Source organism: Pseudomonas sp. WP18 (assembly GCF_036689585.1).
In the GTDB taxonomy this organism is placed as follows: Bacteria; Pseudomonadota; Gammaproteobacteria; order Pseudomonadales; family Pseudomonadaceae; genus Aquipseudomonas; species Aquipseudomonas chlororaphis_E.
The window spans coordinates 3,505,478-3,519,865 of the sequence record NZ_CP144758.1; the positions used below are offsets into that span (position 1 = coordinate 3,505,478).

Sequence of the window (14,388 nt, forward strand, 5' to 3'; positions counted from 1 at the left end):
CTCGACTCATTTGCTCAGTTCAGCACCGGTGGCCGTGGTGGCGCGCACGCCGCCTTGCCCCGCCAGGATCAGGTTGCCGTTGCCCGCCGCCGTGACCGCGGCCACGGAAATCCGGTCCGGACGGTTGTACACGCTGAAGCTCACGCCATCGTCGGTGCTACGCACCACGCTGCCGCCGTTGCCGACGATCACGATGGAGCCGTCCGCCAGCAGCGTGCCCCCCGACAGGCCGAACTCCAGGGCGCCGCGGGCGGCCTTGAGTTCGACCTGCTCCCAAGAGCCGCCGAAGTCGGTGGAGCGATAGAGGTTGCCGCGCAAGCCGTAGGCCAGCAGCGTGGAAGGCTGGGCGGTGCCGATGACGCCGAACAGCGAGCCTTCATAGGGGCCTTCGAGCTTTTCCCAGGTCTGGCCCCAATCGCTGGAGCGGAACATGCTGCCGGCCTCGCCCACGATGAACAGGCCGGCGTCTTTCACGGCCGTGATGGCGTTGAGGTGGAACTGGTCTTCGTTGTCGAGGCGGTCGCTGGCGTCTTCCCAGTGCTTGCCGCCGTCGGTGGTTTCGAACAGCGCGCCATAGGCGCCGACGGCGAAGCCATGGCTGGGGTCTTTGAACCAGACGTCCAGCAGCGGCGCTTCGCGCTTGAGTTCTTCGAATTGCTTGGTCCAGGTGCTGCCACCGTCGTCACTGGCCAGGATCTGCGCGTCGTGGCCCACGGCCCAGCCGTGCTTGTCGTCGACGAAAAACACGGCGGTGAGCATCTGGCGGGTCGGCACCTTGGCCTGGGTCCAGGTAGTGCCCTGGTCGTCCGAGTAGACAATGTGGCCCCGGTCGCCAACCGCCACCAGCCGCTGGCCGGCGTGTACCACGTCGAGCATCAGGGTCTTGCTGGCCTTGGCCGATTCGACGGAATAGATGACATCGGTGGTCGACGCCGCAACGGCCATCACCGGCGCCGACAACACGGCAGAGCCCAGCAGCGAGAGCGCCGAAGCCAGCAACGCCACTCTGCGCAGCACCGGCGGGCGACAGCGGCCCACCGCCATGACAGGCTCATTCATAGACCTTTCCCCCATTTATTATTGTTGGTCATTCAACCTTTCAGGGCGCCGTAAGCAACTTGATCGCGGCGCAAACCTGCAATCTAGAGCCACTTCGGAAGCTGACCTATCCTATCGGGCTTTCGAAAGGTCTGACAATCGACGCCACGTTATCTTTTGTTAACCATGGGGAGATCGGCCGAGGGTGAATCAGAAGGTATTCGCGAGGATGATGGATGTGGCGAGGGAGCTTGCTCCCGCTGGAGGCCGAAGGACTCCCTGCCCTGATTCATCCACTGTTTCCAGCGAGACGTGAGTCAGGATCGGGCCTGCTTCGCAGGCCAGCGGGAGCAAGCTCCCTCGCCACGACGGGTGATTTACGCCAGGCTCTTGCTCACCACCTCGAACACATCGCTGGACAGCCCGCCGGAGGCCAGGATGCGCTCCAGTTCGGCCTTCATCAGCGCCTGGCGAGCGCTGTCGTACTTGCGCCAGCGGGTCAGCGGCGCCAACTGGCGCGAGGCGATCTGCGGGTTGAAGCCGTTGAGCTGGATGACCAGGTCGGCCAGGAAGCGATAGCCCGAGCCGTCGGCGGCGTGGAAGTTGATCAGGTTCTGCCCGGCAAACGCGCCGATCAGCGCCCGCACCTTGTTCGGGTTCTTGATATTGAACGCCGGGTGTTCCATCAACGCCTTGACCCGCGCCAGGCCACCGGGCAGCGGGCTGCCGGCCTGGACGCTGAACCATTGGTCCATGACCAGCGGGTTGCCCTTGAAGTTTTCCGCGAACACTTCCAGGGCGCGGGCCTTCTCGGCCTCGAACGGCGAATTGACCAGCACCGCCAGCGCCGTCAGGCGTTCGGTCATGTTGTCGGCGGTGTCGAACTGCTCCAACGTGGCACTCAACACCTGCGGCTTGTCGGTAAGCATCAGGTACGACAGCGCAATGTTCTGCAAGGCGCGCCGGGCGAAATGCTCGGCCTCGGCCACGTACGGCGTACGCCTGGACAGGTCGCGGTTGGCTTCGTAGCGCAGCCACAAGGCCTCGAACAGGCTCTCGGCCAACTGCTGGCGGGCGAACTCGCGGGCGGCGTGGATCGCCTCGACGTCCGCCACTTCGCTGATTTCCGTCAGGTAGGCTTCGCTCGGCAGCGAAAGCATTTCCGCGACCATGGCCTGGTCCAGGGATTCGTCCGACAGCACCGTGCGCAATGCGGTGACCATGCGCGGGTCCAGCACCAGGCTCGCCCCCTTCTGGTGCTGGCCGATCAACTCCTGCAACACCTGCACCGACAGTTGCTGGCCGGCGTCCCAGCGGTTGAAACCGTCGCTGTCGTGCTGCATCAGGAACATCAACTGGTCGCGGTTGTACGGGAAGCTCAGCTTGACCGGTGCCGAGAAGCCGCGCAGCAGCGATGGCAGCGGTTGTTCGGCGATGTCGACAAAAGTGAAGGTCTGCTCGGCCTCGGTCACCGAGATGACCCGCGACGTGCCGCTCGCGGCGGCTTCACCGGCCAGGCGCAAGGGTATCTCAGCGCCCTGGCGGTCCAGCAGGCCCAGCTCGACGGGAATCACGAACGGCAGTTTTTCCTGCTTGTCCGGAGTTGGCGGGCAGCTTTGGCTGAAGGTCAGGCTGTAGGTACGAGCCGCCGCGTCGTAGGACTCGGTCACGGCCAGCCGTGGCGTACCGGCCTGGCTGTACCAGCGCTTGAACTGGGTCAGGTCGACGCCGTTGGCATCCTCCATGGCCTTGATGAAGTCATCGCAGGTCACGGCCTGGCCGTCGTGGCGCTCGAAGTAAAGGTCGCTGCCCTTGCGGAACCCTTGCGCCCCCAGCAGCGTGTGGATCATGCCGACCACTTCCGAGCCCTTTTCGTACACGGTCAAGGTGTAGAAGTTGGAGATCTCGATAAAGCTGTCCGGACGCACCGGGTGGGCCATGGGGCCGGCGTCTTCGGCGAACTGGTGGGTGCGCAGGTAGGCCACGTCCTGGATGCGCTTGACGGTGGCGGAGTTCATGTCGGCGGAGAAACCGGCGTCGCGGAACACCGTGAAGCCTTCCTTGAGCGACAGCTGGAACCAGTCGCGGCAGGTCACGCGGTTGCCCGACCAGTTGTGGAAGTACTCGTGGGCGACGATCGCCTCGACCCGCTGGTGCGCGGCGTCGGTGGCGGTTTCGGCGCGGGCCAGCACCGCGCTGGAGTTGAAGATGTTCAGGCCCTTGTTTTCCATGGCCCCCATGTTGAAGTCGTTGACCGCGACAATCATGAAGATGTCCAGGTCATACTCGCGGCCATACACCTGCTCGTCCCAGCGCATCGACTTCTTCAGGCTGGTCATGGCGTGCTGGCATTTGTCGATGTTTTCCGGCTCGACATAAATGCGCAGCGCCACGCTGCGCTCGCTCGAGGTGGTGAAGGTGTCTTCGACGCACCACAGGTCACCGGCCACCAGGGCAAACAGATAGGCCGGCTTCTTGAACGGGTCTTCCCAGGTCGCCCAGTGCCGACCGTCTTCGCCAGGACCGCTGGCGATCGGGTTGCCGTTGGACAGCAGCACCGGGTAGCTGTGCTGCTCGGCCACCACGGTGGTGGTGAACTTGCTCATCACGTCCGGGCGGTCGAGGTAATAGGTGATCTTGCGGAAACCCTCGGCCTCGCACTGGGTGCAGAACATGCCGCCGGACTTGTACAGGCCTTCCAGGGCGGTGTTGGTTTCCGGGTGGATCCGGACGGTGGTGTCGACGGTAAAGGCCTGGGCCGTGGGCTGCACGGTCAGGTGACTGTCGTCCAACTGATAGTCACCCGAAGCCAGGTCAGTGTCGTCGAGCTTGATCGAAATCAGCTCCAGGTGCTGACCATCGAGCACCAGCGGCGGCAGGCCGGCACCGCGCTCGGGGTTGCGGCGCATCACCAGTTGCGCATGGACCAGGCTGTGGTCCTCGAACAACTCGAAGGTCAGGTGCGTCTCGTCGATCAGGTACTCGGGCGCCTGATAGTCCTTCAGGTAAATCATCTTCGGTTGTTCGGTGCGCATGGGTCGAATCCTTCTACTGATGCACGGCCAGCTGGTAGGCCGTGTATTTACGAATGTTGATCACGCCAGTGTCGAAAATCAGGTACTGGCCCTTGATCCCCAGCAACGTGCCTTCGGCGATCGGGTCCTTGTCCAGGTTGAAGCTGACGATCTTGGTCGGGTATTGCTCCACCGGATAACGGATCTCGAGGGGTTCGACGTCCGCTATGGTCTGGATCGCCTGCAAGCCGAATCGTTCCTGCAACCCCTGCAATCCCGGGGCGCAGCTTTCAAACAGCGCATCGCGGATCTGCGGCAGGTCCACCGCCACGGCGTCGCCCTTGAGCAAGGCGCGCCAATTGGTCTTGTCCGCCACCTGGCTGCGGAACAGGTCTTCGACAAACCCCGACTGCTGACGGGTGGCGACCCGCAGGATAGGCAACGCCTGGCTCGCGCCCTGGTCCAGCCAGCGGGTCGGCAGTTGGGTGGCACGGGTGATGCCGACCTTCACGCCGGACGAGTTCGCCAGATACACCACATGATCGGTCATGCAAAACTGCTCACCCCATGCCGGCTCGCGGCAGGTGCCCGCCTCGAAATGGCAGCGCTCGGGGCTCATGATGCACACATCGCACTGCGCCAGCTTGGTCATGCACGGGTAGCAATACCCCTGGCTGAAGCTGGTCTTGGTCCGGCGCCCGCAATGGCTGCAATGGATCGCACCGAGGAACTCCAGGCGCACCCTGCTGCCGATCAACGGATTGACCGGCACCTCGAGATCGCCCAGACGCAAGGCATACTGAACGTTCGGCCCGTCAAGGCGCGCCGACATCTTGCTGATTGCACCGCGGCCAATCTCGATCAATGGATGGCGTCCGACTTGAACAGGATGTTCGGCACTTCGTGCGCCTTGGACTGACATTCCTGCGGCCCCATGTAACCGGTGCGCTCTTCTTCGGGCAGGTTCTGGATTTCCCAGGCGATCATCGCCTGCAACGACAACTCGCGCTGTTCGGCGGTGAGTTTGTTGCCATCGGCCCATTTGCCGATCTCCACCGCCAGCTTCAGGCTGCGATAGATGTCGGGGGTGATGTTCTGGATCATTTCGTTGAACGAGGACATGGGTTCTCCGCGCGTTCGTTAGTGACAATAAAGATAAGTGGACTATTGGTCATTCGTGGCGAGCGAGCTCCCTCGCCACAGGATCATGGTCGGGCCATTTTACGGCGAGCGAACAGCCCGCCCAACAAGCCCGTGAAGCAACCGATGAGTAGGCCGCCCACGTGGGCGCCGTTGGCGATTTCTCCGAAACCGACCAGCGAAACCAGCCCGGACATGCACAGCAGCAGCCACCCCAGCATCATCGCCAGGACGCCACGGGGCAGGCGGTAAACCGGATTCGGTGCCAGCCATTGATAAATCCAGCAATGCCCCAGCAGGCCATACAACACGCCGGACAAACCGCCGAACAGTGATGCGCCGCTGACCAGGTACTGGACGAAATTGGACACCAGGCTGAACAGCAGCGTCAGCCCCAACAGATTGATGCCGCCCTGGCGCGCCTCGATCCGCCGCCCCAAATCCCAATACCACAGGCCATTCATGGCAATGTGCAGGAAACCGAAGTGGATCAGCATCGGTGTCACCAGGCGCCACCACTGCCCCGCCGCCAGGCTGTCGGCCAGGGGGGTGAACTGGATGTAGTCACCGGCAACGCGAAATTCGAGGAAGGTCAGCCAACGCAATGCCTGGAGATTCTCGCCCAACAGGGTCACGACACCGACCACCAGGCTCAACAGCAACACCAGGGCGGTCATCGGGCTTCGCGTCAGTTGCTCGACGACGCCCGGCCTTTTCGGCGCAGGGCCGATGGCCGGCAGCTCCAGGGTCTGTTGGGGATCGCCCTGCGGAAAACGGCCATACAGGGTGCGCACATCTTCGCCCATCTCGTCCGGCACCCAGAGCACTTGCTCGCCCGCCTCCTCGCTGACCCGGTGTGGCACCTGCAGGCGTTGCAGCAACGTGACGAAACCGCTCAGGTCCGCTGTCAACGGCAAACGCAACACCGCGACCAGGTTCACGGCATCACCTCAGGCCGCTCGACATCGACCCAGACGAACTTATGCGGGTCCAGGCGGGTTTCCTGGTCGAGCCGGTAGGCCGCCAACTTGCCGTAAAGCACCGCGCTGTAGTCCAGGCACGCCAGGTTCGGACGGATCGGCGCGGGCTTGCCGCTGCGCCAATAGTGGCCGACGAACAACAGGGGTTCATCGATGCCATAGCGCAACAGGTTGTTCTTTTCGTCGGCCGACAATGGCCTGCGCGCCACCGGTTCGGGCAAGGCGTCGGGCTGGAACACGATGTCGCCGTAGGTCTTGGGATCGTCTTCCCAGAACTTGGTGCGGAAGAACGACCGGGTCAGGCCATCGCCACCGGTGAGGGTCATCCCGTGGGGCAGGCGCATGTCGGTGCCGCGCAGCAGGCGATCGAACACCGTGCAGGCGAAGCTGCCCGGTTGCGCCGACGCCTGGAGGAAGTGCTCGTCGACGCAGCCGTCAGGGAACAGGCCGCGCAACGGTTCGATCAGGCCGGCGTCCCAACAGGCGTGCACCACCCGGAACCGGCCCGCGTCGACAAACAGCGGCAATTCATAGAACCACTTGAGGAAGTCATGCCAGTCGCCGGGGTGCTGCTCGAATTGCGTCAGGGTCTCGTGCAGCAGGCGAGCGTGGCGCGGGGTGTGCTCGCGCACGTAGCGCTGGCCGCTGCCGGGCAATGCCGGGGTGCTCCAACCCAGGGCGTTGAATTCGTGGTTGCCCATGATGCACAGCGCCTGGCCGGCCTCGACCATGTCGTGGACGATGTGCAGCGCTTCGCGGATCCGCGGGCCACGGTCGATGATATCGCCCAGGAACACGGCCATGCGCGACGGATGTCGCCAGACCCCGCCCTGCTTGTGATAACCGAGTCGGTCCAGCAGGTGTTCCAGAGTCAGGGCGCATCCGTGCACGTCACCGATCAGATCGTAACTGCGCGCAGGATCGAGCATCAGTCGCCTCCACCTCCGAGCCGACTGCCCCAGCCGAGCTTGGTCCGGCAGACTTCATAGTAATTGTGATCCAGCGGGTGGATCAGGCGCAGCTTCTGCGCTTTCTTGCTGACGGTGATGGTGTCACCCGGCGCGCAGGTGAAATGGTTCTGGCCGTCACAGGACACTTGCGGGTAGATCTGCATATCCTTGGACACGACGATTTTCAGCTCACTGTTGCCATCGACCACGATGGGTCGCCCAGACAAGGTATGGGGGTACATGGGCACAATCACAATAGCGTCGAGCTTGGGGTGCATGATCGGGCCGCCGGCGGACAGCGCGTAGGCCGTGGAACCGGTGGGCGTGGCGACGATCAGGCCGTCGGCCTTCTGGCTGCAGACGAACTGGCCGTCGATGTACAGCTCGAATTCGATCATCCGCGTGGACTTGCCCGGGTGCAGCACCACGTCGTTGAGGGCGTCGCCCTGGCCGATGGCTTCGGCGTGCCGGCGCACCTCGGCTTGCAGCAGGAAACGGTTTTCCACCAGGTAGTGGCCGTCCAGCACCTCGGCGACCTTGATCTCCAGCTCGTCCGGCCGGATATCGGTCAGGAAGCCCAGGCTGCCGCGGTTGATCCCCAGCACCGGGATATTGTGCCGCGCCAGGGCCCGCGCAGCCCCCAGCAGGCTGCCATCACCGCCAACCACGATCACCATGTCACAAACCTCGCCGAGCATCTTGCGCGACGACGTTTGCAAGCCGTGGCCGGGCAACACTTCGGCGATGGTGTCTTCGAGGATCACATGCAGGTGTCGCTCCAGGAGGAAACGTTTGAGACGGCGAACGGTGTCCAACACCTGTGAACTGCCCAGGCGACCGATGATGCCGATATTGCGAAATTGCTCCATGAGGCTCCTGCGAGGGTCTGCGGCGGGCGAAAATCACGATTATGGGCGAAAGCGCTCCATAGACAAAATTCTTTAAGCCTTCGCCGCAGCAGCTATGCTCGCAAAATGATCCTGTTCCCTGAATTACTGGACCTGCCCCGTCGCCTGCGCCACCCCGAGGTGCGCGACCTGGCGTGGGCGCTGCTGGCCCCACCGATGCTCATCGACACGCCCTGGCCCCAGCGCCATCCGCTGACCCGCAGCGATTGGGTGCGAAACCCCGACCGACTGGAACACTGGCTCAGGCAGCTGGACCGCGACAGCTATTCGTTGCTGCAGTGGTTGTCACAGGGACGGACGCGACGCCTGGGGCTGTATTACGAAAGGTTGTGGCAGTTCGCCGTACAGCACGCACCGGGCATCGAACTGATCGCCGCGAACCTGCCGATCCGGCGCGAGGGCCATACGCTGGGGGAACTGGACCTGTTGTTGCGCGACGACGACGGCATTCATCACCTGGAACTGGCGATCAAGCTGTACCTGGGCCCTCAACAGGGCGATGGGCAAGACGCCGCGCAATGGCTGGGCCCGGGCAGCCATGACCGGCTCGACCGTAAACTGGCGCACCTGCGCGAACACCAGTTGCCGATCTCGGCGCGCCCGGAAAGCCGTGAGGCCCTGGCGGCGCTGGGCATCGAACCCTCAGGCGACGAGCGGCTGCACTCCGAACTCTGGCTGGGCGGCTATCTGCTCTACCCCTGGCCGAACCACGCCGAACCACCCTTGGGCGCCCACCCCCGGCATCTGCGCGGCAGTTGGTTGCATCAGCGCGATTGGCCGGCATTCGTTGCCCAACGTCCGCCAGGGCGCTGGCAACCCCTGCCCCGCGCCGCCTGGCTGGCCCCGGCGCATTATCCGGCCGAACAGACCTGGAGCAGCGCACAACTGCAAGCCTGGCGACAGGCCCTGGACCCGATGGCGCCAGCGCAATTGCTGGTGCGCCTGGGGGAAAACAGCGCGGGCGAGTGGGAAGAAGCCGAGCGAGTGTTCCTGGTGGCGGATCTCTGGCCGGCTGTGCCGGGTAATGGCTGAACGTTGCTGTGCCTGGATGGCCGCCTTCGCGGGCAAGCCCGCTCCCACAATGACCGCAGCGTCTGCAATCTTGCTGGCAACCACAAAACCCTGTGGGAGCGGGCTTGCCCGCGAAGGCGGCCACCTCGCTTTAGAAGGACAACCGCACAGCCAGCGCCGCCAACGTCACCAGCAACACCGGTGCCGTCAGCACGATCCCGACCTTGAAGTAATAGCCCCAGCCGATGCGAATGTCCTTGCGTGCCAGTACATGCAGCCAGAGCAAGGTGGCCAGGCTGCCGATCGGGGTGATTTTCGGGCCCAGGTCGCTGCCGATCACGTTGGCGTAGATCATCGCCTCCTTCACCGCCCCGGTGGCCTGGCTGGCGTCGATGGACAAGGCACCGATCAGCACCGTCGGCAGGTTGTTCATCACCGACGACAGCAGCGCCGTCAGCACGCCGGTGCCCATGGCCGCGCCCCATACGCCGTACGCGGCAAAGCTGTCGAGCCAATGGGCGAGATAGCCGGTCAGCCCGGCGTTGCGCAGGCCATAGACCACCAGGTACATGCCGAGGGAGAAGATCACGATCTGCCACGGCGCTTCCTTCATCGCCTTGCGGGTGGAAATCTTGTGTCCGCGGGCCGCCACGCCCAGCAGCAACGCGGCGCACACCGCCGAGATCGCACTGATCGGAATGCCCAGCGGCTCCAGGGCAAAGCAGCCCACCAGCAGGATCACCAGCACCGCCCAACCGGCATAGAACGTCGCCTTGTCGTGGATCGCCGTGGCCGGATCGTCCAGTTGTTGCGGGTCATAATCGCCGGGAATGTCGCGCCGGAAGAACCACAGCAGAATCCCCAGGCTGGCCGCCACGCTCACCAGGTTCACCGGCACCATGACCGCCGCGTAGCGGTTGAAGCCGATGCCGAAAAAGTCTGCCGACACGATGTTCACCAGGTTCGACACCACCAGCGGCAGGCTTGCGGTGTCGGCGATGAAGCCGGCGCCCATCACGAACGCCAGGGTCGCCGCCGGGGAAAAGCGCAGCGCCAGGAGCATCGAGATCACGATCGGCGTCAGGATCAACGCCGCCCCGTCGTTGGCAAACAGCGCCGACACCAGCGCCCCGAGCAACACCATGTAGGCAAACAGCTTGCGCCCGCTGCCCCGACCCCATCGGGCCACGTGCAGGGCCGCCCAGGCGAAGAACCCCGCCTCGTCCAGCAACAGGCTGATGATGATCAACGCGACGAACGTGCCGGTGGCGTTCCAGATGATCTGCCACACCAACGGGATGTCGGCCAGGTGCACCACCCCGCTCAACAGGGCCAACAACGCGCCGAGCGTCGCGCTCCAGCCAACGCCAAGGCCTTTGGGTTGCCAGATCACCAGCGTAATGGTCAGCAGGAAAATCAATGACGCGATGAGCATGCGTTACAGCCTTGCGCAGAGGGATAGCTGAGGGGGAAAGAGGGGCGAATATAGGTAAACCTAGACATTCGGTAAAGCCAGGATCGAGCGCGCAGAGCACTTTTGTGGCGAGGGGATTTATCCCCGATGGGCTGCAAAGCAGCCCCAAAAAGTTGAGCAACGGTGTTTCAGACAGATTGAAGGGGGCGCTTCGCGCCCCAACGGGGATAAATCCCCTCGCCACAGAAGACCGCCTGAGGCCCCGGGGTTCAGGCCTTTTTATGCTGCTCGACCCACTGGCCATAGGCCGCGATAAATTTCTGCAGGAACGGCTTCAGCGACTCCGACAACTGGCCCGCCTCGTCGAACGCCGTACCGGCGCCGCTCAGGTAGCCTTCCGGTTGCTGCATGCAGGGCACATCGAGGAACACCAGGGACTGGCGCAAATGGTGATTGGCGCCGAAGCCACCGATGGCACCTGGGGAAGCGCTGATCACCGCGCCCGGCTTGCCGCTCAGGCAACTCTGGCCGTAAGGGCGCGAGCCCACGTCGATGGCATTTTTCAAAGGGGCCGGCACCGAACGGTTGTACTCCGGGGTGACGAACAACAGCGCATCGGCCGCGCCCACCCGCTGGCGGAATGTCGCGTAGGCGGCCGGTGCCGGCGTCACGTCGATGTCTTCGTTGTAGAGGGGCAAGTCGCCAATCTCGACGATCTCCAGCTTCAAGTTGGCGGGTGCCAGGTCGGCCAGGGCCAGGGCGATCTTGCGGTTGATCGACGCCTTGCGCAGGCTGCCCACCAAAACGGCCACGGTGTAGACATTACTCATGAGAGGCTTCTCGACTGTCGGCTCAAAGGATCTGTAGTTATAGATGATCGGCGTTACATTTGGACCAGTGGAGCGACGAAATCCTGCCGGCTGGACTATTTTTTTCTTGTAGGAAAACTTACCGCGATAGACCAAGGTCTACAGAACCGCAAATCGAGTGATCTATTTCCAGAGGTTCTAAGCAATGGCAGCAGTACTTGTCGGACAATTCCATGCGCGAGACGCCGAAGGCCGCGTCTATTCGGTGCATGAGTTCCAGGAATCGACCCCGTCGCCCGAGGGATACGGCAAGGAGCCTGTCACCACTTATAAGCTGGCCATTGGTGATCGCGTCAACAAACTCGACGAAGACCGCTTCCTGCTGGTGCAGTCGGGTATCGAGCTCATCCGCGAACCTGAAACGCAAATCGCCTCGTAACCGTTGTTATGAGCAGAAGTCATGCCCGGACTTGGGTTAGGCTCTGTCTGAAAAGCCTTGATACTCGTTCATGCTGCGTTGAAAACCGGCTCGGAATGCTCACTTACTCCAGTAACCTCCGCTTCCTCGCCGGTTTTCGCCTTGCCTGACCTTCGTCTCAAGACTTTTCAAACAGAGCCTAGGATTCGGCCACCCAATGGCTTATCCGCCGAACACGGACTTCTTGCATGCGTTTACGCCACATCGAAGTGATCCAGGCGCTGCTGCAGACCGGCCATCTCGGCACAGCGGCCGAGTGGCTGCAACTGCCAGTGGCAGAGGTCGAGGCAATTCTGCGTGATGCCGAGGCCCAACTGGGGTTCATGCTGTTTGCCAGTGTGCGCGGACGCTTGCAGGCCACCCGGGAAACCCTCGAACTGCGCGACGGCATCACGCAGGTGTACGACACCCTCGAACCGGTGCAGCGGCTGGCCAGCAGCCTGAAACACTACCAGGCGCCGCCACTGCGCATCATCTGCACCCCGCCCTTGGCCCAGCAATTGTTGCCCCAGAGCATCGCCGCCTTGCGCCGGCGCTTCGCGGATGCCCCTTGCACCCTGCTCAGCCAGCCAACCCGCGGCATCGTCCAGAGCTTGCTCCTGCGCGAAAGCGACCTGGGCCTCAGCCTGCACAACCCTGAACATCCCGACATCGATTGCCAGGTGATCGCCCAGGGCAAACTGCAGTTGCTGGCTCCCCATGGCTGGCTGCAACCGCGGCAGAAGTACATTTCGCTCCAGGACCTGGCGGGACAATCATTGGTGGGGCTCGAAGGGCACGACCCGTTGAGCCCGGCGTTCGAGCACAAGTTGGCGGCGTTGCGCCCGGCGCCGGTGATCCAGATCCGCGTCCAGACCCACCAGATGATGCGGGCCATGGTCGAGGCTGGCGAAGGCCTGGCCATCGTCGACCCTTTTACCGCGTCGGGCGCCAAGAGCGCGGGCCTGGACACCTGCCCGCTGGCACCCGCCATCCTGATTGACCTTTATGCATTGAGCCTCAAAGGCCGCGAGCCCTCGCCCGCCCTTGAATCACTTCTCGAACGAGTCAAGGAACAAGCCGAGGCGCTGCTGGGCCACTGATCGCCATGCCCAGCGGATCGTCGAACAGCCGATACCAGAACAGCGCCACTTCGGCGGTGTGGCGGTCGATGCCGCGATAGCGCAGGTGATCGATCCCACCCAGTACGTAACCGCAACGCTCGTAGAGCCGGCACGCGCCCAGGTTGTTGTTCTGGGTTTCCAGCATGATGCCCGGCAGCTTTTTCTTGCGACTCCAGAACTGCGCGACGTCGAGCAAGGCCTTGGCCACCCCATGGCGACGGGCCGGGGCATGCACCGCCAGCTCGTCGATGTGGGCGAACCCGTTCCAGTTGGTACTGACCACCAGGTGCCCCACCGGCTGGTCATCCAGGTACGCCATGAAGATTTCGCTGTCCGGAGCATCGCGGAAGCTGCTGAACTCCTCGGGATCGATGCCATAGCACTTGCGATAGGGAACGATCGGCGTCACCGGCCACTGGCTCACCGGGCGACCGACCTGCGCCGTGCCGTAGTCACTGACCTCGAAGCTGAAGTCACTGCCCCAGATATAGGCAGCGAAACCGTCATCGACAATGCGCACCGACAGCCCGGGGTGCTTGGGATTCATGACCGGTTGCATACTGGGAAACGTCCTCATTCCTTGAGACAACCAACGGCGCATAGCCATCCATTGCCCTGGTCTTTCAAATCTTCACTCATCAAGCGGGATCCGTAGCCTGCCCGTAACCTGAGGTTAGAAGGTCATGGCGATTGTGGCGAATGAACAAGGTGGGTCCGCGGGAGCGAGCGGGCTCGCACCCACAGGCATTTATGCGCCAAAGCCCTCAAGCCTCAGCCAACTGCGTCCACAGTGCCGGAGCACCGGCCGACTTGGCGATGGCTTCCAGACGCGCGGCATGTTCGGCCAGGTCGCTTTCGCTGGCACGAATGATCCGGGCGGGACGGCGGTCTGCCGGCAGGCGACGGATTTCCGTGGCCTGGTTGCCCGACCCCTCGCCCGAACCGTTGCCATCGGAGGCGTTGCCCGCCAGGGACAGGCTGGTCTGCCCGCCGGTCATGGTCAGGTAGACGTCGGCCAGAATTTCCGAGTCGAGCAAGGCGCCGTGCAGCTCACGGCCGGAGTTGTCGACGTCGTAGCGCTTGCACAAGGCGTCGAGGCTGTTGCGCTGCCCCGGGTGCCGCTCCCGGGCCATCACCAGGGTATCGAGGATGGTGCAATGCTGGCTGATGTCGGCGCGGTCATGCTGGCCCATCAGCGCGAATTCGTTGTTGATGAACCCAACGTCGAACGCCGCGTTGTGGATGATCAACTGCGCGCCCTTGATGAATTCGAAGAACTCATCGGCCACTTCGGCAAACCGCGGCTTGCCCACCAGGAACTCGTTGGTGATGCCGTGGACGCCAATGGCGCCCTCGTCACTCTCGCGGTCCGGTTGCAGGTAAACGTGGAAATGGCGACCGGTCAGGCGCCGGCCGATCAGCTCGACACAACCGATTTCGATAATCCGGTGACCATCGGTCACCGGCATGCCGGTGGTTTCGGTATCCAGTACAACAGATCTGTTGGCCATCAGTGTTCAGCTCTCAACGGGCAGGCTTGCAA

Annotated in this window: 14 protein-coding genes; 3 read left to right on the top strand and 11 right to left on the bottom strand. The window is 63.2% G+C overall.

Annotation, left to right across the window (positions count from 1 at the left end):
- Positions 1-6: 6 nt before the first annotated feature.
- The 7 genes from V5F23_RS15370 to V5F23_RS15400 form a co-directional block, all read right to left on the bottom strand.
- Positions 7-1,059 (bottom strand): YCF48-related protein, encoded by a 1,053-nt coding sequence (locus V5F23_RS15370; RefSeq protein WP_212802650.1) that lies wholly within the window; start codon positions 1,057-1,059, stop codon positions 7-9.
- Between the two features lie 356 nt (positions 1,060-1,415).
- Positions 1,416-4,073 carry an aminopeptidase N gene (gene pepN / locus V5F23_RS15375; RefSeq protein WP_338495520.1) on the bottom strand — a complete coding sequence of 886 codons (2,658 nt, stop codon included), beginning with the start codon at positions 4,071-4,073 and terminating at the stop codon, positions 1,416-1,418.
- 13 nt (positions 4,074-4,086) lie between these two features.
- The gene (locus V5F23_RS15380) at positions 4,087-4,917 is read right to left on the bottom strand and encodes a DUF2797 domain-containing protein (RefSeq protein ID WP_212802652.1); all 831 of its coding nucleotides are present in this window, start codon (positions 4,915-4,917) and stop codon (positions 4,087-4,089) included.
- Entirely contained in the window at positions 4,914-5,174 is a 261-nt protein-coding gene (locus V5F23_RS15385) for a DUF1315 family protein (RefSeq protein WP_042729992.1), read from the bottom strand. The genes V5F23_RS15380 and V5F23_RS15385 overlap by 4 nt, the downstream gene beginning before the upstream one ends.
- Positions 5,175-5,257: 83 nt before the next feature.
- Positions 5,258-6,133: a rhomboid family intramembrane serine protease gene (locus tag V5F23_RS15390; RefSeq protein ID WP_212802653.1), complete on the bottom strand. Its 876-nt coding sequence runs from the start codon at positions 6,131-6,133 to the stop codon at positions 5,258-5,260.
- The gene (locus tag V5F23_RS15395) at positions 6,130-7,104 is read right to left on the bottom strand and encodes a metallophosphoesterase (protein WP_185057668.1); all 975 of its coding nucleotides are present in this window, start codon (positions 7,102-7,104) and stop codon (positions 6,130-6,132) included. The genes V5F23_RS15390 and V5F23_RS15395 overlap by 4 nt, the downstream gene beginning before the upstream one ends.
- Positions 7,101-7,991: an NAD(+) kinase gene (locus V5F23_RS15400; protein WP_003180647.1), complete on the bottom strand. Its 891-nt coding sequence runs from the start codon at positions 7,989-7,991 to the stop codon at positions 7,101-7,103. Before V5F23_RS15400 ends, V5F23_RS15395 begins: the two co-directional genes overlap by 4 nt.
- Positions 7,992-8,096: 105 nt before the next feature.
- Between V5F23_RS15400 and V5F23_RS15405 the strand changes: the two genes are divergently transcribed.
- Complete coding sequence (locus tag V5F23_RS15405) at positions 8,097-9,062, top strand: DUF1853 family protein (protein WP_212802654.1); 966 nt, start codon at positions 8,097-8,099, stop codon at positions 9,060-9,062.
- Between the two features lie 130 nt (positions 9,063-9,192).
- On the opposite strand, the gene V5F23_RS15410 is transcribed toward V5F23_RS15405, so the two are convergent.
- Together V5F23_RS15410 and V5F23_RS15415 are read right to left on the bottom strand one after the other, a co-directional pair.
- Positions 9,193-10,476, bottom strand: coding sequence for an arsenic transporter (locus V5F23_RS15410; protein WP_042729988.1), 1,284 nt, complete (start codon positions 10,474-10,476; stop codon positions 9,193-9,195).
- Between the two features lie 248 nt (positions 10,477-10,724).
- Complete coding sequence (locus V5F23_RS15415) at positions 10,725-11,285, bottom strand: NADPH-dependent FMN reductase (RefSeq protein ID WP_042729987.1); 561 nt, start codon at positions 11,283-11,285, stop codon at positions 10,725-10,727.
- A 184-nt stretch (positions 11,286-11,469) separates the two neighbouring features.
- On the opposite strand from V5F23_RS15415, the gene V5F23_RS15420 reads away from it, so the two are divergent.
- Both V5F23_RS15420 and V5F23_RS15425 read left to right on the top strand, forming a co-directional pair.
- A complete protein-coding gene (locus V5F23_RS15420) occupies positions 11,470-11,703 on the top strand; it encodes a hypothetical protein (RefSeq protein ID WP_042729986.1) in 234 nt (77 codons plus the stop codon).
- A gap of 227 nt (positions 11,704-11,930) precedes the next feature.
- A complete protein-coding gene (locus V5F23_RS15425) occupies positions 11,931-12,824 on the top strand; it encodes a LysR substrate-binding domain-containing protein (RefSeq protein WP_212802655.1) in 894 nt (297 codons plus the stop codon).
- Here V5F23_RS15425 and V5F23_RS15430 read toward each other — a convergent pair.
- Together V5F23_RS15430 and dnaQ are read right to left on the bottom strand one after the other, a co-directional pair.
- On the bottom strand, positions 12,790-13,404 hold the full coding sequence (locus tag V5F23_RS15430; RefSeq protein WP_042729984.1) for a GNAT family N-acetyltransferase: 615 nt from the start codon (positions 13,402-13,404) through the stop codon (positions 12,790-12,792). The two genes, V5F23_RS15425 and V5F23_RS15430, sit on opposite strands and share 35 nt — an antisense overlap.
- Before the next feature lie 205 nt (positions 13,405-13,609).
- Positions 13,610-14,356, bottom strand: a complete 747-nt coding sequence (dnaQ, locus tag V5F23_RS15435; protein ID WP_042729983.1) for a DNA polymerase III subunit epsilon — start codon at positions 14,354-14,356, stop codon at positions 13,610-13,612.
- Between the last annotated feature and the right edge of the window lie 32 nt (positions 14,357-14,388).